Annotated in this window: 23 protein-coding genes; all 23 read left to right on the forward strand. The window is 66.5% G+C overall.

Going from position 1 to position 18364, the window contains the following annotated elements; genetic code table 11:
- The first annotated feature begins 150 nt into the window (after window positions 1-150).
- The 23 genes from E1294_RS17930 to rplR all read left to right on the forward strand — a co-directional run bounded on the left by E1294_RS17930 (window position 151) and on the right by rplR (window position 18353).
- Window positions 151-4026, forward strand: a complete 3876-nt coding sequence (locus E1294_RS17930; RefSeq protein WP_132509663.1) for a DNA-directed RNA polymerase subunit beta' — start codon at window positions 151-153, stop codon at window positions 4024-4026.
- A 694-nt stretch (window positions 4027-4720) separates the two neighbouring features.
- Window positions 4721-5095, forward strand: a complete 375-nt coding sequence (gene rpsL, locus E1294_RS17935) for a 30S ribosomal protein S12 (RefSeq protein WP_043623420.1) — start codon at window positions 4721-4723, stop codon at window positions 5093-5095.
- Window positions 5095-5565, forward strand: a complete 471-nt coding sequence (gene rpsG / locus E1294_RS17940; protein WP_020542314.1) for a 30S ribosomal protein S7 — start codon at window positions 5095-5097, stop codon at window positions 5563-5565. The genes rpsL and rpsG overlap by 1 nt, the downstream gene beginning before the upstream one ends.
- Before the next feature lie 238 nt (window positions 5566-5803).
- Window positions 5804-7852, forward strand: a complete 2049-nt coding sequence (fusA, locus tag E1294_RS17945; RefSeq protein ID WP_246083091.1) for an elongation factor G — start codon at window positions 5804-5806, stop codon at window positions 7850-7852.
- 287 nt (window positions 7853-8139) lie between these two features.
- Entirely contained in the window at window positions 8140-9333 is a 1194-nt protein-coding gene (tuf, locus tag E1294_RS17950) for an elongation factor Tu (RefSeq protein WP_132509665.1), read from the forward strand.
- A 254-nt stretch (window positions 9334-9587) separates the two neighbouring features.
- On the forward strand, window positions 9588-9896 hold the full coding sequence (gene rpsJ, locus E1294_RS17955) for a 30S ribosomal protein S10 (protein ID WP_012887830.1): 309 nt from the start codon (window positions 9588-9590) through the stop codon (window positions 9894-9896).
- A 14-nt stretch (window positions 9897-9910) separates the two neighbouring features.
- Window positions 9911-10564, forward strand: a complete 654-nt coding sequence (rplC, locus tag E1294_RS17960; RefSeq protein WP_132509666.1) for a 50S ribosomal protein L3 — start codon at window positions 9911-9913, stop codon at window positions 10562-10564.
- Complete coding sequence (gene rplD, locus E1294_RS17965; RefSeq protein WP_132509667.1) at window positions 10561-11205, forward strand: 50S ribosomal protein L4; 645 nt, start codon at window positions 10561-10563, stop codon at window positions 11203-11205. Before rplC ends, rplD begins: the two co-directional genes overlap by 4 nt.
- Entirely contained in the window at window positions 11205-11507 is a 303-nt protein-coding gene (gene rplW, locus E1294_RS17970; RefSeq protein ID WP_080043238.1) for a 50S ribosomal protein L23, read from the forward strand. The genes rplD and rplW overlap by 1 nt, the downstream gene beginning before the upstream one ends.
- A 133-nt stretch (window positions 11508-11640) precedes the next feature.
- Complete coding sequence (rplB, locus tag E1294_RS17975) at window positions 11641-12477, forward strand: 50S ribosomal protein L2 (RefSeq protein ID WP_132509668.1); 837 nt, start codon at window positions 11641-11643, stop codon at window positions 12475-12477.
- 11 nt (window positions 12478-12488) lie between these two features.
- Entirely contained in the window at window positions 12489-12767 is a 279-nt protein-coding gene (gene rpsS, locus E1294_RS17980; RefSeq protein ID WP_090930455.1) for a 30S ribosomal protein S19, read from the forward strand.
- A 106-nt stretch (window positions 12768-12873) separates the two neighbouring features.
- Entirely contained in the window at window positions 12874-13227 is a 354-nt protein-coding gene (gene rplV / locus E1294_RS17985) for a 50S ribosomal protein L22 (RefSeq protein WP_132509669.1), read from the forward strand.
- Window positions 13227-14084 (forward strand): 30S ribosomal protein S3, encoded by an 858-nt coding sequence (gene rpsC, locus E1294_RS17990; RefSeq protein WP_132509670.1) that lies wholly within the window; start codon window positions 13227-13229, stop codon window positions 14082-14084. The genes rplV and rpsC overlap by 1 nt, the downstream gene beginning before the upstream one ends.
- A 2-nt stretch (window positions 14085-14086) precedes the next feature.
- Window positions 14087-14506: a 50S ribosomal protein L16 gene (gene rplP / locus E1294_RS17995; protein ID WP_132337011.1), complete on the forward strand. Its 420-nt coding sequence runs from the start codon at window positions 14087-14089 to the stop codon at window positions 14504-14506.
- A complete protein-coding gene (gene rpmC, locus E1294_RS18000; RefSeq protein ID WP_132337013.1) occupies window positions 14506-14742 on the forward strand; it encodes a 50S ribosomal protein L29 in 237 nt (78 codons plus the stop codon). The genes rplP and rpmC overlap by 1 nt, the downstream gene beginning before the upstream one ends.
- The gene (gene rpsQ, locus E1294_RS18005; protein ID WP_132509671.1) at window positions 14735-15028 is read left to right on the forward strand and encodes a 30S ribosomal protein S17; all 294 of its coding nucleotides are present in this window, start codon (window positions 14735-14737) and stop codon (window positions 15026-15028) included. Before rpmC ends, rpsQ begins: the two co-directional genes overlap by 8 nt.
- Before the next feature lie 325 nt (window positions 15029-15353).
- Complete coding sequence (rplN, locus tag E1294_RS18010; protein WP_132509672.1) at window positions 15354-15725, forward strand: 50S ribosomal protein L14; 372 nt, start codon at window positions 15354-15356, stop codon at window positions 15723-15725.
- Window positions 15725-16039, forward strand: coding sequence for a 50S ribosomal protein L24 (gene rplX / locus E1294_RS18015; protein WP_132509673.1), 315 nt, complete (start codon window positions 15725-15727; stop codon window positions 16037-16039). Before rplN ends, rplX begins: the two co-directional genes overlap by 1 nt.
- Window positions 16039-16614: a 50S ribosomal protein L5 gene (gene rplE, locus E1294_RS18020; RefSeq protein ID WP_132509674.1), complete on the forward strand. Its 576-nt coding sequence runs from the start codon at window positions 16039-16041 to the stop codon at window positions 16612-16614. Before rplX ends, rplE begins: the two co-directional genes overlap by 1 nt.
- Window positions 16615-16616: 2 nt before the next feature.
- Window positions 16617-16802 (forward strand): type Z 30S ribosomal protein S14, encoded by a 186-nt coding sequence (locus E1294_RS18025; RefSeq protein ID WP_132337023.1) that lies wholly within the window; start codon window positions 16617-16619, stop codon window positions 16800-16802.
- Window positions 16803-17009: 207 nt separating this feature from the next.
- Entirely contained in the window at window positions 17010-17408 is a 399-nt protein-coding gene (gene rpsH / locus E1294_RS18030) for a 30S ribosomal protein S8 (RefSeq protein ID WP_132509675.1), read from the forward strand.
- Window positions 17409-17424: 16 nt separating this feature from the next.
- Window positions 17425-17967 (forward strand): 50S ribosomal protein L6, encoded by a 543-nt coding sequence (gene rplF / locus E1294_RS18035; RefSeq protein ID WP_132509676.1) that lies wholly within the window; start codon window positions 17425-17427, stop codon window positions 17965-17967.
- Window positions 17968-17969: 2 nt separating this feature from the next.
- The gene (gene rplR / locus E1294_RS18040) at window positions 17970-18353 is read left to right on the forward strand and encodes a 50S ribosomal protein L18 (RefSeq protein WP_132509677.1); all 384 of its coding nucleotides are present in this window, start codon (window positions 17970-17972) and stop codon (window positions 18351-18353) included.
- Window positions 18354-18364: the final 11 nt, after the last annotated feature.

Genomic DNA, 18364 nt, shown 5'->3' on the forward strand with positions numbered 1-18364 from the left:
TGAACGTCGAGGTGCTGTCCAGCGACGGCATGTCCATCGAGATGCGTGACACCGACGAGGACGTCTTCCGCGCCGCGGAAGAGCTCGGTATCGACCTGTCCCGGCGTGAGCCGAGCAGCGTGGAAGAAGTCTGAGGGGGAGATCGCACACATGCTAGACGTCAACTTCTTCGACGAGCTTCGGATCGGGCTGGCGACGGCCGACGACATTCGTCAGTGGTCGCACGGCGAGGTCAAGAAGCCGGAGACCATCAACTACCGCACGCTCAAGCCGGAAAAGGACGGACTCTTCTGCGAGAAGATCTTCGGCCCGACCCGCGACTGGGAGTGCTACTGCGGCAAGTACAAGCGCGTCCGGTTCAAGGGCATCATCTGTGAGCGCTGCGGCGTCGAGGTGACCCGTGCCAAGGTGCGTCGTGAGCGGATGGGCCACATCGAGCTGGCCGCGCCGGTCACGCACATCTGGTACTTCAAGGGCGTTCCTTCGCGCCTCGGCTACCTGCTCGACCTGGCCCCGAAGGACCTGGAGAAGGTCATCTACTTCGCGGCCTACATGATCACGCATGTCGACACCGAGATGCGTGAGCGTGACCTGCCCTCGCTGGAGGCGAAGATCTCCGTCGAGCGGCAGCACATCGAGCAGCGCCGCGACGCCGACGTCGAGACCAGGCAGAAGAAGCTCGAAAGCGACCTGGCCGAACTCGAGGCCGCCGGCGCCAAGGGCGACCAGCGCCGCAAGGTCCGTGAAGGCGCCGAGCGCGAGATGCGTCAGCTGCGCGACCGCGCCCAGCGCGAGATCGACCGGCTCGACGAGGTCTGGAGCCGCTTCAAGAACCTCAAGGTCCAGGACCTCGAGGGCGACGAGCTGCTCTACCGCGAGATGCGCGACCGCTTCGGCCGCTACTTCAAGGGCGGCATGGGCGCGCAGGCGATCCAGGAGCGCCTGGTCAGCTTCGACCTCGACGCCGAGGCCGAAAACCTGCGCGAGACCATCCGCAGCGGCAAGGGCCAGAAGAAGGCCCGCGCGCTCAAGCGGCTCAAGGTTGTGTCGGCGTTCCTCAACACGACCAACTCGCCGCGCGGCATGGTGCTCGACTGCATCCCGGTCATCCCGCCGGACCTGCGCCCGATGGTGCAGCTCGACGGTGGCCGGTTCGCGACCTCCGACCTCAACGACCTCTACCGCCGGGTCATCAACCGCAACAACCGGCTCAAGCGTCTGCTCGACCTCGGCGCGCCCGAGATCATCGTGAACAACGAGAAGCGGATGCTGCAGGAGGCCGTCGACGCGCTGTTCGACAACGGCCGTCGCGGTCGCCCGGTCACCGGGCCCGGCAACCGTCCGCTGAAGTCCCTGAGCGACATGCTCAAGGGTAAGCAGGGCCGTTTCCGGCAGAACCTGTTGGGCAAGCGCGTCGACTACTCCGGCCGTTCGGTCATCGTCGTCGGCCCGCAGCTCAAGCTGCACCAGTGCGGCCTGCCCAAGCAGATGGCGCTGGAGCTGTTCAAGCCGTTCGTGATGAAGCGGCTGGTCGACCTCAACCACGCCCAGAACATCAAGTCGGCCAAGCGGATGGTCGAGCGGGCGCGTCCCGTGGTGTGGGACGTCCTCGAAGAGGTCATCACCGAGCACCCTGTGCTGCTCAACCGCGCTCCGACGCTCCACCGCCTGGGCATCCAGGCGTTCGAGCCGCAGCTGGTCGAGGGCAAGGCCATCCAGATCCACCCGCTCGTCTGCACCGCCTTCAACGCGGACTTCGACGGCGACCAGATGGCCGTGCATTTGCCGCTGTCGGCTGAGGCCCAGGCCGAGGCACGCATCCTGATGCTCTCGACCAACAACATCCTCAAGCCGGCCGACGGCAAGCCCGTGACGATGCCCACCCAGGACATGGTCATCGGCCTCTACTGGCTGACCACCCAGAAGGACGGCGCGCTGGGCGAGGGCCGTGTGTTCGGCTCGATCGCCGAGGCGCAGATGGCCTTCGACCGCCGCGAGCTGGAGATCCAGGCGAAGATCCAGATCCGGCTGAAGGACATCCTGCCGCCGCGTGACTGGGTCGCGCCCGAGGGCTGGGAGCAGGGCGACCCGATCCGGCTGGAGACGACGTTCGGGCGGTGCCTGTTCAACCAGACGCTGCCCGACAGCTACCCGTTCGTCGACTTCCAGGTCGGCAAGAAGCAGCTGTCCACGATCGTGAACGAGCTGGCGGAGACCTACCCCAAGATCGAGGTCGCCAACGCGCTCGACGCGCTCAAGGACGCCGGCTTCCGCTGGGCGACGCGCTCCGGCGTCACGATCTCGATCGAGGACGTCGTCGCGCCGCCCAACAAGACCGACATCATGGAGAGCTACGAGCGCCGGGCCGACAAGGTCCAGCGCGAGTACGAGCGCGGTCTGATCACCGACGAGGAGCGCCGTCAGGAGCTCATCGAGATCTGGACGCACGCGACGGCCGACGTCGAGACCGACATGGTCACCGCCTTCCCGGCGACCAACCCGGTCTGGATGATGGTCAACTCCGGCGCCCGCGGTAACAAGATGCAGGTCCGGCAGATCGCCGGCATCCGCGGCCTGGTGTCCAACACCAAGGGTGAGACGATCCCGCGGCCGATCAAGGCCTCGTTCCGCGAGGGCCTGTCGGTGCTGGAATACTTCATCTCCACCCACGGCCAGCGGAAGGGTCTCGCCGACACCGCCCTGCGTACCGCCGACTCGGGCTACCTGACCCGTCGTCTGGTGGACGTCGCGCAGGACGTCATCGTGCGCGAGATCGACTGCGGCACCGACCGCGCCGTCCCGCTGCACGTCGGCGAGCCTGACGCGGCCGGCAACCTGGTCAAGGCCGAAAACGCCGAGTCCAACGTGCACGGCCGCATCCTGGCCGAGGACGTCGAGGTCGACGGCAAGGTCGTCGTCCCCGCGGGTGTCGACATCAACGACAACCACGTCGAGGCCCTGGTCGAGGCGGGCGTCGAGACGGTCCGCACCCGCAGCGCGCTCGTCTGCGAGGCCAAGATCGGTGTCTGCGCGACCTGCTACGGCCGCTCGCTGGCCACCGGCAAGCTCGTGGACGTCGGCGAGGCGGTCGGCATCATCGCCGCCCAGTCGATCGGTGAGCCCGGCACGCAGCTGACGATGCGGACGTTCCACACCGGTGGTGTGGCCGGCGCCGACATCACCCACGGTCTGCCCCGTGTCACGGAGTTGTTCGAGGCGCGCATCCCCAAGGGTGTCGCCCCGATCTCCGAGGCCGAGGGCCGGGCTCGCATCGACGAGACCGACAAGACCAGGAAGGTCGTGATCACCCCCGACGACGGCTCGGAGGAGATCGCCTACCCGGTGTCGATGCGGTCGCGCCTGCTCGTGCAGGACGGCCAGCGTGTCACGGTCGGCCAGCAGCTGGTCGCCGGTGCGGTCAACCCCAACGAGGTGCTGCGCATCCTCGGCCCGCGGGCCGTGCAGCTGCACCTGGTGGCGGAGGTCCAGCAGGTCTACCGCTCGCAGGGCGTGTCGATCCACGACAAGCACATCGAGATCATCGTGCGGCAGATGCTCAAGCGCGTGAACGTGCTGGAGTCCGGTGACACCGACCTGCTGCCCGGCGAGCTCGTCGAGCGTCCGCGCTTCGAGCAGATGAACCGCGAGACGGTGGCGGAGAGCGGCTCCCCGGCCGCCGGCCGTCCGGTGCTCATGGGCATCACGAAGGCGTCGCTCGCCACCGAGTCGTGGCTGTCGGCGGCCTCCTTCCAGGAGACGACCAGGGTCCTGACGGACGCGGCGATCCACGCCAAGTCCGACTCGCTCCTGGGCCTGAAGGAGAACGTCATCATCGGTAAGCTCATCCCTGCGGGCACCGGCATGCCGCAATACCGCAACATCCGGGTGGAGCCGACCGAAGAGGCCAAGGCGGCCATGTACACCGTCGGCGGTTACGACGGCTCGGCGGCCGACTACACCTTCGGCACCGGCAGCGGCGAGGCCGTGCCGCTGGAGGAATACGACTTCGGCCAGTACAACCGGTGATTTCTTAGTCAACGGCAGGGAACGCGCCCGGGTCTCCGATCAGGAGACCCGGGCGCTTCGCGTTCCCCGGGTGTCTTCGCCCCAGCCTCGGTACGCGGCGCTCGGGCGCGTCCGGTCATCCCGGGGCGGCCCGTGCCGGATGCCGGTGCCCGCCCGACCACGGAGACGGCCCGCAGAGCGCCGTAGCGGCGCTGTGGCACATGCGGGCCAGAGGGCGTCGCCCTGGAGGCCCTGAGCCCTGTACGGCGTCTGGGGTGGCGCCGGCGTCGCCGTACCGGGAGAAGGGGTTGATGGTGACCCGGTACGGGGACGAACACGCCGGTCCGGGGGACGAGAAGGTCTGCGGGCCTATATCATGGTCGCGGAGCTGTAGATGGGCTGGATGGAATAGGCCCCGGCGATCCGGAGTGGCAAGGCCGTCCGCCTTGTCGCGCCGTTTTGACGTGTCGCATGGGTCTGGGTAGTCTTGGACATCGTGCCCGTCTCTATGCGGGCTCTCGACCGTGCGCTCAATTGCGAGCGTGGGACGGCTTCCTGGCTCGTAATCCTCGCGGACGTGTCTGTGTGAATAGCGCGACACGCCCGAGCGCGGGGGCACCGGGGCAGCGAAAGACCAGCAGGTCATGACACCGGCAGAACCTGCACATGCACCACAACTGACGTAACACCGGCCAAGGCACGAAACGGAGTGGCAGTGCCCACTATTCAGCAGTTGGTCCGCAAGGGCCGGCAGGACAAGGTCGCCAAGACCAAGACTCCTGCCCTCAAGGGGAGCCCTCAGCGGCGCGGCGTGTGCCAGCGCGTCTACACCACCACCCCGAAGAAGCCCAACTCGGCACTGCGCAAGGTGGCCCGCGTTCGGCTCACGAACGGCATCGAGGTCACGGCCTACATCCCCGGTGTGGGTCATAACCTGCAGGAGCACTCCATCGTGCTCGTGCGTGGCGGTCGTGTGAAGGACCTGCCTGGTGTTCGCTACAAGATCATCCGCGGTTCGCTCGACACCCAGGGTGTCCGCAACCGCAAGCAGGCCCGTAGCCGCTACGGCGCGAAGAAGGAGAAGAGCTAATGCCTCGTAAGGGTTCTCCTGGCCGTCGTCAGCTCATGGCTGACCCGGTTTACAGCTCGCCGCTGGTGACCGCCCTGATCAACAAGGTGCTCCTCGACGGCAAGCGCTCCATCGCGCAGTCCATCGTCTACGGCGCCCTCGAGGGCTGCAGGGAGAAGACGGGCAACGACCCGGTCGTCACTCTGAAGCGCGCGCTCGACAACGTCAAGCCGACCCTCGAGGTTCGCAGCCGTCGCGTTGGTGGCGCGACCTACCAGGTGCCGGTCGAGGTGCGCGCGGCGCGCAGCACCACCCTGGCCCTGCGCTGGCTGGTGCAGTACTCCCGCGCCCGCCGCGAGAAGACCATGACCGAGCGCCTCATGAACGAGCTCCTCGACGCCAGCAACGGGCTCGGAGCGAGCGTCAAGAAGCGCGAGGACACGCACAAGATGGCCGAGTCCAACAAGGCCTTCGCTCACTACCGCTGGTAGGCAGCGCGGCGCGCTGGTTGCCGGCCTGGAGCCGTCACCCTGGTGGCGACTCGCCGAAGGACAACCGTAGGCCCTTGCAACTGAGGGGTGGGGAAGCTCGCTTCCCCACGGAGAAACGACCGTAGGCCCTTGCAGTTGTAGGGGGCGTGCGGGGGGCCCGCCCCCCGCAGGAGAGGACGCGAGAGAAGTGGCCACCACGACCGCTCTTGACCTGGCCAAGGTCCGCAACATCGGGATCATGGCCCATATCGACGCGGGCAAGACCACCACGACTGAGCGCATCCTGTTCTACACCGGCATCAACTACAAGCTCGGTGAAGTCCACGAGGGCGCTGCCACGATGGACTGGATGGAGCAGGAGCAGGAGCGCGGCATCACGATCACGTCTGCCGCGACGACCTGTGAGTGGCTCGGTCACACCATCAACATCATTGACACCCCCGGGCACGTCGACTTCACCATCGAGGTGGAGCGTTCGCTGCGTGTCCTCGACGGCGCCGTCGCCGTGTTCGACGGTGTGGCAGGTGTCGAGCCGCAGTCAGAGACGGTGTGGCGACAGGCGGACCGTTACAACGTCCCGCGCATCTGTTTCGTCAACAAGATGGACCGCGTCGGCGCGGAGTTCCACCGCTGCGTCGACATGATGATCAGTCGTCTGGGCGCCACCCCGGCCGTCATCCAGCTCCCCTGGGGCGTTGAGGCCGACTTCAAGGGCGTCATCGACGTCATCAAGATGAAGGGCCTGATCTGGAGCGCCGAGGCCGCCAAGGGCGAGATGTACGAAACCGTCGACATCCCGGCCGACCACGCCGAGGCCGCTCGCGAGTGGCGTGACAAGCTCATCGAGACGGTCGCCGAGAACGACGACGAGCTGATGGAGCTCTACCTCGAGGGCACCGAGCCCAGCGAGGAGCAGCTGGTCGCGGCGCTGCGCCGCGCGACGCTGGCGAGCGCCATCAACCCGGTGCTGTGCGGCACCGCGTTCAAGAACAAGGGCGTGCAGCCCTTGCTCGACGCGATCGTCGCCTACCTGCCGGCGCCGACCGACATCCCGGCCTTCAGGGGCCACGCGGTCGGCAACGAGGACAAGGTCATCGAGCGTCACGCCGACCCGACCGAGCCGTTCTCCGCCCTGGCCTTCAAGATCGCCAGCGACCCGCACCTGGGCAAGATCACCTACATCCGCATCTACTCGGGCACGCTCGAGTCCGGTTCACAGGTCGTCAACTCTGTGAAGGGCAAGAAAGAGCGGATCGGCAAGATCTACCAGATGCACGCCAACAAGCGCGAAGAGCGCCCGACGGCGATCGCCGGTCAGATCGTCGCGGTCATGGGCCTGAAGGACACCACGACCGGCGACACCCTGTCCGACTCGTCCAACCAGGTCGTGCTCGAGTCGATGACGTTCCCGGCTCCGGTCATCAACGTCGCCATCGAGCCCAAGACCAAGGGCGACCAGGAGAAGTTGTCGACCGCCATCCAGCGGCTGGCCGAGGAGGACCCGTCCTTCCAGGTCCGCCGTGACGAGGAGACCGGTCAGACGGTCATCTGGGGCATGGGCGAGCTCCACCTGGAGATCCTCGTCGACCGTATGCGTCGCGAGTTCAGGGTCGAGGCCAACGTCGGCCGCCCGCAGGTGGCCTACCGCGAGACCATCCGCCGCAAGGTGGAGAAGATCGACTACACCCACAAGAAGCAGACCGGTGGTTCCGGTCAGTTCGCGCGGGTGATCATCAATTTGGAGCCGCTCGGCGAGGGCAATGACGGCTACGAGTTCGAGAACAAGGTCACCGGTGGCCGGGTTCCGAGGGAATACATCCCCTCGGTCGACGCGGGCGCCCAGGAGGCCGCCGAGTTCGGTGTGCTGGCCGGTTACCCGATGGTCGGCGTGAAGGTTACGCTGACCGACGGCGCCGCCCACGACGTCGACTCCTCGGAAATGGCCTTCAAGATCGCCGGTTCGATGGCCTTCAAGGAGGCCGCGCGCAAGGCGGACGCCGTGCTTCTCGAGCCGATGATGGCCGTCGAGGTCACCACGCCCGAGGACTACATGGGTGACGTCATCGGTGACCTCAACGGTCGCCGCGGGCAGATCCAGGCGATGGACGAGCGGGCCGGCGCCCGTGTCGTCGAGGCGCTCGTGCCGCTGTCTGAGATGTTCGGCTACGTGGGTGACCTGCGTAGCAAGACGCAGGGGCGCGCGAGCTACAGCATGCAGTTCGACTCCTACGCGGAGGTGCCTCCGGGCATCGCCAAGGAGATCGTCGCGAAGGCCCGGGGCGAATAACCTCAGGTCCCGAGGTGGTTGTGGCGGCGGAGATCGTCGCCCCGCTGCCGAGGGGCCCGGGGCGAATAACCTCAGGTCCCGAGGTGGTTGTGGCGGCGGAGATCGTCGCCCCGCTGCCGAGGGGCCCGGGGCGAAGAGTTCCTGGTCCGGTCCCCTCGGGGCCGATCCAGGGCCTCTGCCCTGGTCCCTGGCAGGGTGGTGAGAGCCACCCCGCCGCCAAGGGGTTCGGGGGTTCCCGGGCCCAAGTGTGCAGACGAAAGTCAGTCAGATTCTCAAGGAGAGAACCAGTGGGCAAGGCCAAGTTCGAGCGGAACAAGCCGCACATGAACATCGGCACCATTGGGCATATCGACCACGGTAAGACCACACTGACCGCGGCGATCACCAAGGTGCTCCACGACCGTTTCCCCGAGCTGAACGCCGCGACGCCGTTCGACAAGATCGACAAGGCGCCGGAGGAGAAGGCTCGCGGCATCACGATCTCGATCGCGCATGTCGAGTACCAGACGGAGAAGCGTCACTACGCGCACGTTGACTGCCCGGGTCACGCCGACTACGTCAAGAACATGATCACCGGTGCCGCTCAGATGGACGGCGCCATCCTCGTGGTCGCGGCCACCGACGGCCCGATGCCGCAGACGAAGGAGCACGTCCTCCTGGCCCGCCAGGTCGGCGTCCCCTACATCGTCGTGGCCCTCAACAAGGCCGACATGGTCGACGACGAGGAGATCCTGGAGCTGGTCGAGCTCGAGGTTCGTGAGCTTCTCTCCGCTCAGGAGTTCCCCGGCGACGACCTGCCCGTCGTCCGCGTCTCCGCGCTCAAGGCTCTCGAGGGCGACGAGAAGTGGGCCGACAGCATCGTCGAGCTGATGAACGCCGTCGACGAGAACGTCCCCGAGCCGCCGCGTGAGACGGATAAGCCGTTCCTCATGCCGGTCGAGGACGTCTTCTCGATCACCGGCCGCGGCACGGTCGTCACCGGCCGTATCGAGCGCGGTGTCGTCAAGGTCAACGAGCAGGTCGACATCATCGGCATCAAGCCGGAGAAGACGACCACCACCGTCACCAGCATCGAGATGTTCAACAAGATGCTCGACGAGGGTCACGCGGGCGACAACGCCGCGCTGCTGCTCCGCGGCATCAAGCGCGACGAGGTCGAGCGCGGCCAGTGCATCATCAAGCCGGGCACGACCACCCCGCACACCGAGTTCACCGGCCAGGTCTACATCCTGTCCAAGGACGAGGGCGGCCGCCACACGCCGTTCTTCAACAACTACCGTCCGCAGTTCTACTTCCGTACGACTGACGTGACCGGTGTGGTGAACCTCCCCGAGGGCACCGAGATGGTCATGCCGGGCGACAACACCGAGATGCGCGTTGAGCTGATCCAGCCCATCGCCATGGAGGAAGGCCTCAAGTTCGCGATCCGTGAAGGTGGCCGCACCGTCGGCGCCGGTCGGGTCATCAAGGTCATCAAGTAGCTTGACCGCTGGGGCGGCGGTCGGCCCCGGATTCGGGACCGACCGCCGCGCCACGTCGCAGACTCCGCGCAAAGGCGCCGTGATCCAGCAGTAGCTTCGGCCCAGTGACCGAAGTCACTGCCGGATCACGGAAGAAAAGGCAGATCGACTCCGTCTGCCTCGTGGGGTCACGCAGGTCCTGACCTGCAGTGAAGAAAGCGGCACAAGGCCGCACGATACTTTTCCAGACGACAGCGAAGGACACCGAGGCCACTATGGCGGGACAGAAGATCCGCATCCGGCTTAAGGCCTATGACCACGAGGTCATCGACAGCTCGGCCAAGAAGATCGTCGAGACGGTGACGCGGACTGGCGCGAAGGTCGCAGGCCCGGTGCCGCTGCCGACCGAGAAGAACGTGTACTGCGTCATCCGCTCGCCGCACAAGTACAAGGACAGCCGCGAGCACTTCGAGATGCGCACGCACAAGCGGCTGATTGACATCATCGACCCGACCCCCAAGACGGTCGACTCGCTCATGCGACTCGACCTCCCCGCGGGTGTCGACATTTCGATCAAGCTCTGAGGGAACGCACTGACATGGCTAAGACGATCAAGGGCGTCCTGGGCAAGAAGCTCGGCATGACCCAGGTCTTCGACACGGACAACCGGATGGTGCCGGTGACCGTGGTCGAGGCCGGTCCGTGCGTGGTGACCCGCGTCCGCACTCCCGAAAAGGACGGCTACTCCGCCGTCCAGCTCGGCTTCGGGCAGGTCGACCCACGGAAGGTCAACAAGCCGCTCGGCGACTACCTGCGTAAGCACGACATCACCCCGCGCCGTTACTTCGCGGAGATCCGCACCGACGACGCGAACGACTACACCCTGGGCCAGGAGCTGCTGGCCGACACCTTCGAGGCGGGCCAGTTCGTCGACGTGACGGGCAAGAGCAAGGGCAAGGGCTTCGCCGGTGTCATGAAGCGGCACGGCTTCGGTGGTCTGGGCGCGTCGCACGGTACGCAGCGCAAGCACCGTTCGCCGGGTTCCATCGGTGGCTGCGCCACCCCGGGCCGCGTTTTCAAGGGTCTGCGCATGGCTGGCCGGATGGGTAACGTCCGCACCACTGTGCAGAGCCTGAAGGTTCACTCCGTGGACGCCGAGAAGGGTCTCATCCTGATCAAGGGTGCGATCCCCGGCGCCAACGGAAGTCTCGTCCTCGTCCGCACCGCTGCCAAGAAGGGGGCTGCGAAGTGACAAGCATTGACGTCCTCGACGCCAGCGGTGCCAAGACCGGCACGGTCGACCTGCCCGAAGACATCTTCGGTGCCAAGGTCAACGTTCCGCTGATCCACCAGGTGGTCGTGGCCCAGCTCGCCGCTCGCCGGCAGGGCACCCACAAGACCAAGACCCGTGGTGAGGTCGCCGGCGGCGGCAAGAAGCCGTACCGCCAGAAGGGCACCGGCCGGGCTCGCCAGGGTTCGACCCGCGCTCCGCAGTTCGCCGGCGGTGGCATCGTCCACGGGCCGGTGCCGCGCGACTACTCGCAGCGCACGCCCAAGAAGATGAAGGCCGCCGCGCTGCGTGGCGCCCTGTCCGACCGGGCCGGCGGCGGCCGTGTCCACGTGGTCAGCTCTCTGGTCTCGGGCGAGACGCCCAAGACCAGGGCCGCCCTGGATGCGCTGCGCAAGATCACTCAGGCTCCCCGCGTCCTCGTCGTGGTCGACGAGGCCGACGAGCTGACCTGGCTGAGCCTGCGCAACGCTCCCGAGGTCCACCTGCTGGACGCCGGGCAGCTCAACACCTACGACGTGCTCGTGCACGACGACGTGGTCTTCACCCAGGAGGCGTACGACCAGGTCGTGGCGCGGCTGACTGGCGGGAAGGAAGACGCCTGATGGAGAAGATCGCCGACCCGCGCGACATCATCATCAAGCCGGTGGTCTCTGAGAAGAGCTACGGCCTGATCGACGAGAACAACAAGTACACGTTCCTGGTGAAGAAGACCGCGAACAAAACTCAGGTCAAGATCGCCGTTGAGCAGATCTTCGGGGTCAAGGTCACCAGCGTGAACACCATCAACCGGCAGGGCAAGCGCAAGCGCACCCGTACCGGTTACGGCAAGCGTCCCGACACCAAGCGCGCGATCGTGAGCCTGGTCGAAGGCGATCGGATCGACATCTTCGGTCAGATCGGCTGATCTGCGGGGGGCGCTGCCCCCCGCATTCCCCCGGCGTCGCCTTCCGGCGACAAGGGCTTGGGGCCTTGCACGATTGAATAAGAGATCCAGAATCCTTTGGATTCCGGATTCCAACGAAGGATGAACGAAAAAGATGGGCATCCGTAAGTACAAGCCGACGACTCCGGGTCGCCGCGGGTCGAGTGTCTCGGACTTCTCCGAGATCACCCGCAGCACGCCCGAGAAGTCGTTGCTTGCGCCCCTTCACAGCAAGGGCGGCCGCAACGTACACGGCCGAGTCACCGCTCGCCACCAGGGCGGCGGTCACAAGCGCGCCTACCGGATCATCGACTTCCGTAGGCATGACAAGGACGGCATCCCGGCCAAGGTCGCTCACATCGAGTACGACCCCAACCGCACCGCCAATATCGCTCTGCTCCACTACGCCGACGGCGAGAAGCGCTACATCATCGCGCCGACCGGCCTCAAGCAGGGTGACCGCATCGAGAACGGCCCCTCCGCCGACATCAAGCCGGGCAACTGCCTGCCGCTGCGCAACATCCCGACCGGTACCTTCATCCACGCGGTGGAGCTCCGTCCGGGCGGCGGCGCCAAGCTGGGCCGTTCCGCGGGCGCCCAGATCCAGCTGCTCGCCAAGGAGGGCCAGTACGCCACGCTGCGTATGCCGTCCGGTGAGATGCGCATGGTCGACGTGCGCTGCCGGGCCTCGGTGGGTCAGGTGGGCAACGCCGAGCAGGCCAACATCAACTGGGGCAAGGCTGGCCGTATGCGGTGGAAGGGCAAGCGCCCCACCGTTCGCGGTGTCGCCATGAACCCGGTCGACCACCCGCACGGTGGTGGTGAGGGCAAGACCTCCGGTGGTCGCCACCCGGTGAACCCGAAGGGCAAGCCCGAGGGCCGCACCCGCCAGGCCAACAAGGCCAGCGACCGGCTGATCATCCGTCGGCGGAGCAAGAGGAAGAAGCGGTAGGAGCAGCCGAAATGCCACGTAGCCTTAAGAAGGGTCCCTTCGTGGACGACCACCTTCAGAAGAAGGTGGACGCCCAGAACGAGAAGGGCAGCAAGAACGTCATCAAGACGTGGTCGCGGCGCTCCATGATCGTCCCCGACATGCTCGGGCACACGATCGCCGTACACGACGGCCGCAAGCACGTCCCGGTGTTCATCACCGAGTCGATGATCGGTCACAAGCTCGGAGAGTTCGCTCCCACGCGTACGTTCCGCAGCCACGTCAAGGAAGACCGCCGCAGCCGGCGGTAAGCGTCTCCGGAGAGGGAGTCTCACCGGACACGGAGAGAACCGGCGACGGGGATCAAGGTGCACGGTGAGACGGACTCGACCAGCCAGAACAATGTAGGAGAAAGCGATGGAAGCCAGGGCTCAGGCGCGGTTCGTCCGTGTCACGCCCCTCAAGGCCCGCCGCGTGGTGGACCTTATTCGCGGGCTGCCCGCTTCGGAGGCGCAGGCCGTTCTGCAGTTCGCTCCCCAGTCGGCGAGCGAGCCGATCTTCAAGGTGCTCAGCAGCGCCATGGCCAACGCTGAGCACAACTTCGATCTCGACCCCAACACGCTCGTCGTGAGCCGCGCGTGGGTCGACGAGGGCCCGACGCTGAAGCGGTTCCGTCCGCGCGCACAGGGTCGTGCCTATCGGATCAACAAGCGGACGAGCCACATCACCGTGATCGTGGAGTCCCGCGAGCCGAAGGGAAGGACCCGATAGTGGGCCAGAAGGTTAACCCGCACGGGTTCCGCCTCGGCATCACGACCGACTTCAAGAGCCGGTGGTACGCCGACAAGCTGTACAAGTCGTACGTCGCCGAGGACGTCGCGATCCGCCGCATGCTGCAGAAGGGCATGGAGCGGGCCGGCATCTCCAAGGTGGAGATCGAGCGCACCACCGACCGCGTGCAGGTGGACATCCACACCGCGCGGCCCGGCATCGTGATCGGCCGGCGCGGAGCCGAGGCGGACCGCATCCGTGGCGACCTGGAGAAGCTGACCAAGAAGCAGGTCCAGCTCAACATTCTCGAGGTGAAGAACCCGGAGATCGACGCCCAGCTCGTCGCGCAGGGCGTGGCCGAGCAGCTGTCGAGCCGTGTCTCGTTCCGCCGTGCCATGCGCAAGGCGATGCAGTCGGCCATGAAGTCCGGCGCCAAGGGCATCCGTGTCCAGTGCTCCGGTCGTCTGGGCGGCGCTGAGATGTCGCGGTCGGAGTTCTACCGCGAGGGCCGCGTGCCGCTGCACACCCTCCGCGCGGACATCGACTACGGCTTCTACGAGGCCCGTACGACCTTCGGCCGCATCGGCGTGAAGGTCTGGATCTACAAGGGCGAGGCTCCGACGAGCCGCGCCGAGCGAGAGGCGGCCGCCGCCGGCGCTCGTGCCGGCCAGCGTCGTGAGCGTGACGACCGTCGTGGTGGCGGCGACCGTCCGCGTCGTGGCGGCGGTGACCGTCCGCGTCGTGGCGGTGGTCGTGGCGACCGTGAGCGCGCCCCCCGCACCGAGTCCCAGGCGGCACCCGCCCAGGGGACTCCCGAGACCGGCCCGGCTGCGCAGCCGGGTGCTGAAGGGAGCTGACCATGCTGATCCCGCGCAGGGTCAAGCACCGCAAGCAGCACCGGCCCGACCGTAGCGGCGCCGCCAAGGGCGGCACCAGGGTCGTGTTCGGCGAGTTCGGCATCCAGGCGATTGAGCACTCCTACGTGACCAACCGCCAGATCGAGTCCGCCCGTATCGCCATGACCCGTCACATCCGCCGTGGTGGCAAGGTGTGGATCAACATCTACCCCGACCGTCCGCTCACGAAGAAGCCGGCCGAGACCCGCATGGGTTCCGGTAAGGGCTCGCCGGAGTGGTGGGTGGCCAACGTCAAGCCCGGACGCGTGATGTTCGAGCTGTCGGGCGTGGCGGAGCCGGTCGCTCGCGAGGCGCTTCAGCGTGCGATCCACAAGCTGCCTATGAAGTGCAAGATCGTTAAGCGTGAAGTGGGTGAGGCGTGATGGCTAAGGGCCTGACCGCCGGAGAGCTGCGGCTCGAGGACGAGGAGACCCTCGTCCAGAAGCTGAAGGAGGCGAAGGAAGAGCTGTTCAACCTTCGCTTCCAGTCGGCTACCGGTCAGTTGGAGAGCCACGGGCGGCTGCGGGCCGTCCGCCGCGAGATCGCCCGTATCTACACCGTGATGCGCGAGCGCGAGCTCGGCATCGTCACGGTCGAGAAGGAGACGAGCGATGGCTGAGACCGAGACCACTGAGACCACGGAGACGAAGGACGCGCGGCACTTCCGCAAGGTCCGTGAGGGCCTCGTCGTCAGCGACAAGATGGACAAGACCGTCGTCGTCGCCGTCGAGGACCGCGTCAAGCACCGCCTGTACGGCAAGGTCATCCGCCGTACGACGAAGTACAAGGCGCACGACGAGGCCAACGCCTGTGGCGTGGGCGACCGCGTGCTGCTCATGGAGACCCGCCCCCTCTCCGCCACCAAGCGGTGGAGGGTCGTGGAGATCCTCGAGAAGGCGAAGTAACACTCCTTCTCGGATATGCCGCGCCTCGTGGGGGCTCTCTGAGCCCCCATGACGGCGTCCAAGGGCGCGGGGCCGTCAGGCCTCGCGTCGCCTGCGGTGCGGCCCTCCACGGAGGGTTGTGGCCGGGGGAACAAGACAACAGCAGGTTCCGCCAGGCTCACGCGGAAGCTCGCTTCTGCGGCCCCGACACGGCGTGCGGAGCACGATCTTGGGGGTTGCGGGAGTTTCTTCCGCGATCTCTACGGAAGGCGTGCGAAGCACGATCTTGGGGGGTCGCGGGGGCGGAGCCCTCGCGTGAGAACCGGCGCGACTAACAGGAGTAAAAGTGATCCAGCAGGAGTCGCGGCTCAAGGTCGCCGACAACACGGGTGCCAAGGAGATCCTCTGCATCCGTGTTCTCGGTGGCTCGGGCCGACGCTACGCCGGTATCGGCGACATCATCGTCGCCACTGTCAAGGACGCGCTGCCCGGCAGCACGGGCGTCAAGAAGGGCGACGTGGTCCGGGCCGTCATCGTCCGCACGGTCAAGGAGCGCCGCCGGCCCGACGGCTCCTACATCCGGTTCGACGAGAACGCCGCCGTCATCATCAGGGACAGCGGTGACCCTCGTGGCACCCGTATCTTCGGCCCGGTCGGCCGCGAGCTGCGCGACAAGAAGTTCATGCGCATCATCTCGCTCGCCCCGGAGGTGCTGTAATGCCGAAGCTGCATGTGAAGAAGGGTGACCTGGTCCGGGTCATCGCCGGCAAGGACAAGGGTGCCAAGGGTCACATCATCGCCACCTACCCGCGCGAGGACCGCGTGGTGGTCGAGGGCGTCAACATGATCAAGAAGCACGCCAAGGAGACACACCAGGGCCCGCGCGGCGCCAAGACCGGCGGCGTGCAGACCATGGAGGCTCCCATCCACGTGAGCAACGTGAAGAAGCTCAAGGACGACAAGCCCGCCGACAAGAAGCCCGCCGAGGAGAAGTCCGAGGCCAAGGCCGACGAGACGGGTGAGGACAGCTGATGACTGCCACGACCACTGAGACAGAGCGCCCGACGCCACGGCTGAAGACGAAGTACCGCGAGGAGATCGCGGCCCAGCTTCGCGAGCAGTTCGGCATCGAGAACGTCATGCAGATCCCGGGCCTGACCAAGATCAAGGTCAACATGGGTGTCGGCGAGGCGGCTCGTGACTCCAAGCTCATCGAAGGCGCCGTCCGCGACCTCACCGTGATCACCGGCCAGAAGCCGGCCGTGGTCCGGGCGCGGAAGTCGATCGCGCAGTTCAAGCTGCGCGAGGGCATGCCGATCGGCGCGCACGTCACGCTGCGCGGCGACCGCATGTGGGAGTTCCTCGACCGGCTGCTGTCCCTGGCGCTCCCGCGTATCAGGGACTTCCGCGGCCTGTCGCCGAAGCAGTTCGACGGCAACGGCAACTACACGTTCGGTCTGACCGAGCAGGTCATGTTCCACGAGGTCGACCAGGACAAGGTCGACCGGCCGCGGGGCATGGACATCACGATCGTGACCACCGCGAAGAACGACGACCAGGGCCGGGCGCTGCTGAAGCTCCTCGGGTTCCCCTTCAAGGAGGCCTGATCATGGCGAAGAAGTCGCTGATCGCCAAGGCAGGGCGCAAGCCGAAGTTCCAGGTCCGGGCGTACACTCGTTGCTCGCGCTGTGGCCGGCCGCGCGCCGTCTACCGCAAGTTCGGGCTGTGCCGCGTGTGCTTCCGCGAGATGGCGCACCGGGGCGAGCTGCCCGGCATCACCAAGTCGAGCTGGTAGTCCCGGCGAGTACGTTTTTCGTCGGATAGCCTGTGGGCGGCCTTCGTGCCGCCCGCGGGTGACCGCCTGCATCCCATATTTCCGAAGAAGACCAGGATGTTCCCTCCCGGGAACGTCCATGACCACGCCGAAGGTCCACCGGCAGAGAGCCCCGGTCACGGGTGCTGCTTGGCCGACTGGAAACCGCGGCGAGGAAGGCCACTGGCCATGACGATGACCGACCCGATCGCAGACATGCTCACACGTCTGCGCAACGCGAATTCGGCGTACCACGAGAGCGTGGCGATGCCGTACTCGAAGATCAAGGCGCACATCGCCGAGATCCTCCAGCAGGAGGGTTACATCCAGGCTTGGACCGTCGAAGACGCCAAGGTTGGCAAGAACCTCGTGGTGGAGCTCAAGTTCGGGCCTACCCGTGAGCGGTCGCTCGCGGGCCTGCGCCGGGTTTCCAAGCCTGGTCTGCGGGTTTATGCGAAGAAGGACAATCTGCCTCGGGTCCTGGGCGGGCTGGGCGTCGCGATCATCTCGACGTCCGCCGGCCTCATGACCGACAAGCAGGCCGGCAAGCGTGGTGTGGGCGGGGAAGTCCTCGCCTACGTCTGGTAGAGGGGAGGAACACAGCATGTCGCGAATCGGACGGCTGCCCATCCCTGTGCCGAGTGGCGTAGACATCACGATCAACGGCCAGGATGTCCAGGTCAAGGGCCCGAAGGGCACGCTCACTCACACGGTCGCCGAGCCCATCGCGGTCGCTCGTGACGATGACGGCAGCATCGCCGTCTCCCGGCCCAGTGACGAGAACAAGGTCCGTGCGCTGCACGGCCTGTCCAGGACGCTGATCGCCAACATGGTGCAGGGCGTCACCCAGGGCTACTCCAAGAGCCTTGAGATCGTCGGGGTCGGTTACCGCGTCCAGGCCAAGGGCCCGACGCAACTGGAGTTCTCCCTGGGCTTCAGTCACCCGGTCATCGTCGACGCCCCCGATGGCGTCACCTTCCGCGTCGAGAAGCCGACCCTGTTCCACGTGGACGGCATCGACAAGCAGAAGGTCGGCGAGGTCGCGGCCAACATCCGCAAGTTGCGCAAGCCTGACCCGTACAAGGGCAAGGGCGTGCGTTACCAGGGCGAACAGATCCGCCGCAAGGTCGGAAAGGCTGGTAAGTAGGCATGGCTCCGAAGACTGCGTTCAGCAAGCACACGGCTGCCCGCACGGTCTCGCGGGCCCGCCGTCACCGCCGCGTCCGCAAGAACGTCGTCGGCACGAGCGAGCGTCCGCGCCTGGTCGTCAACCGCTCGACCCGTCACATGTTCGTCCAGATCGTGGACGACACCGTCGGCCACACGCTGGTGAGCGCGTCCACCATGGACGCCTCGCTGCGCTCGCTGGAGGCGGACAAGACCGAGAAGGCCAAGAAGGTCGGCGAGCTCCTCGCTCAGCGGGCCAAGGACGCCGGGATCACCAAGGTTGTCTTCGACCGCGGTGGCAACCGGTATGCGGGTCGGATCGCGGCGCTGGCCGACAGCGCGCGCGAGAGCGGGCTCGAGTTCTGATGAGGGCCCGG

The organism is Nonomuraea diastatica (assembly GCF_004349015.1).
Lineage (GTDB): Bacteria > Actinomycetota > Actinomycetes > Streptosporangiales > Streptosporangiaceae > Nonomuraea > Nonomuraea diastatica.

What these genes read in the sequence shown, in the direction of transcription:
- rpsG (WP_020542314.1), top strand. Translation starts at nt 5,095, where the DNA reads ATGCCTCGTAAGGGTTCTCCTGGCCGTCGTCAGCTCATGGCTGACCCG.
- rplW (WP_080043238.1), top strand. Translation starts at nt 11,205, where the DNA reads ATGGAGAAGATCGCCGACCCGCGCGACATCATCATCAAGCCGGTGGTC.
- rpmC (WP_132337013.1), top strand. Translation starts at nt 14,506, where the DNA reads ATGGCTAAGGGCCTGACCGCCGGAGAGCTGCGGCTCGAGGACGAGGAG.
- E1294_RS18025 (WP_132337023.1), top strand. Translation starts at nt 16,617, where the DNA reads ATGGCGAAGAAGTCGCTGATCGCCAAGGCAGGGCGCAAGCCGAAGTTC.
- rplX (WP_132509673.1), top strand. Translation starts at nt 15,725, where the DNA reads ATGCCGAAGCTGCATGTGAAGAAGGGTGACCTGGTCCGGGTCATCGCC.
- fusA (WP_246083091.1), top strand. Translation starts at nt 5,804, where the DNA reads ATGGCCCATATCGACGCGGGCAAGACCACCACGACTGAGCGCATCCTG.
- rplE (WP_132509674.1), top strand. Translation starts at nt 16,039, where the DNA reads ATGACTGCCACGACCACTGAGACAGAGCGCCCGACGCCACGGCTGAAG.
- rplP (WP_132337011.1), top strand. Translation starts at nt 14,087, where the DNA reads ATGCTGATCCCGCGCAGGGTCAAGCACCGCAAGCAGCACCGGCCCGAC.
- rplR (WP_132509677.1), top strand. Translation starts at nt 17,970, where the DNA reads ATGGCTCCGAAGACTGCGTTCAGCAAGCACACGGCTGCCCGCACGGTC.
- rplC (WP_132509666.1), top strand. Translation starts at nt 9,911, where the DNA reads ATGGCTAAGACGATCAAGGGCGTCCTGGGCAAGAAGCTCGGCATGACC.
- rplV (WP_132509669.1), top strand. Translation starts at nt 12,874, where the DNA reads ATGGAAGCCAGGGCTCAGGCGCGGTTCGTCCGTGTCACGCCCCTCAAG.
- rpsH (WP_132509675.1), top strand. Translation starts at nt 17,010, where the DNA reads ATGACGATGACCGACCCGATCGCAGACATGCTCACACGTCTGCGCAAC.
- rpsQ (WP_132509671.1), top strand. Translation starts at nt 14,735, where the DNA reads ATGGCTGAGACCGAGACCACTGAGACCACGGAGACGAAGGACGCGCGG.
- E1294_RS17930 (WP_132509663.1), top strand. Translation starts at nt 151, where the DNA reads ATGCTAGACGTCAACTTCTTCGACGAGCTTCGGATCGGGCTGGCGACG.
- rplB (WP_132509668.1), top strand. Translation starts at nt 11,641, where the DNA reads ATGGGCATCCGTAAGTACAAGCCGACGACTCCGGGTCGCCGCGGGTCG.
- rpsS (WP_090930455.1), top strand. Translation starts at nt 12,489, where the DNA reads ATGCCACGTAGCCTTAAGAAGGGTCCCTTCGTGGACGACCACCTTCAG.
- rpsJ (WP_012887830.1), top strand. Translation starts at nt 9,588, where the DNA reads ATGGCGGGACAGAAGATCCGCATCCGGCTTAAGGCCTATGACCACGAG.
- rplF (WP_132509676.1), top strand. Translation starts at nt 17,425, where the DNA reads ATGTCGCGAATCGGACGGCTGCCCATCCCTGTGCCGAGTGGCGTAGAC.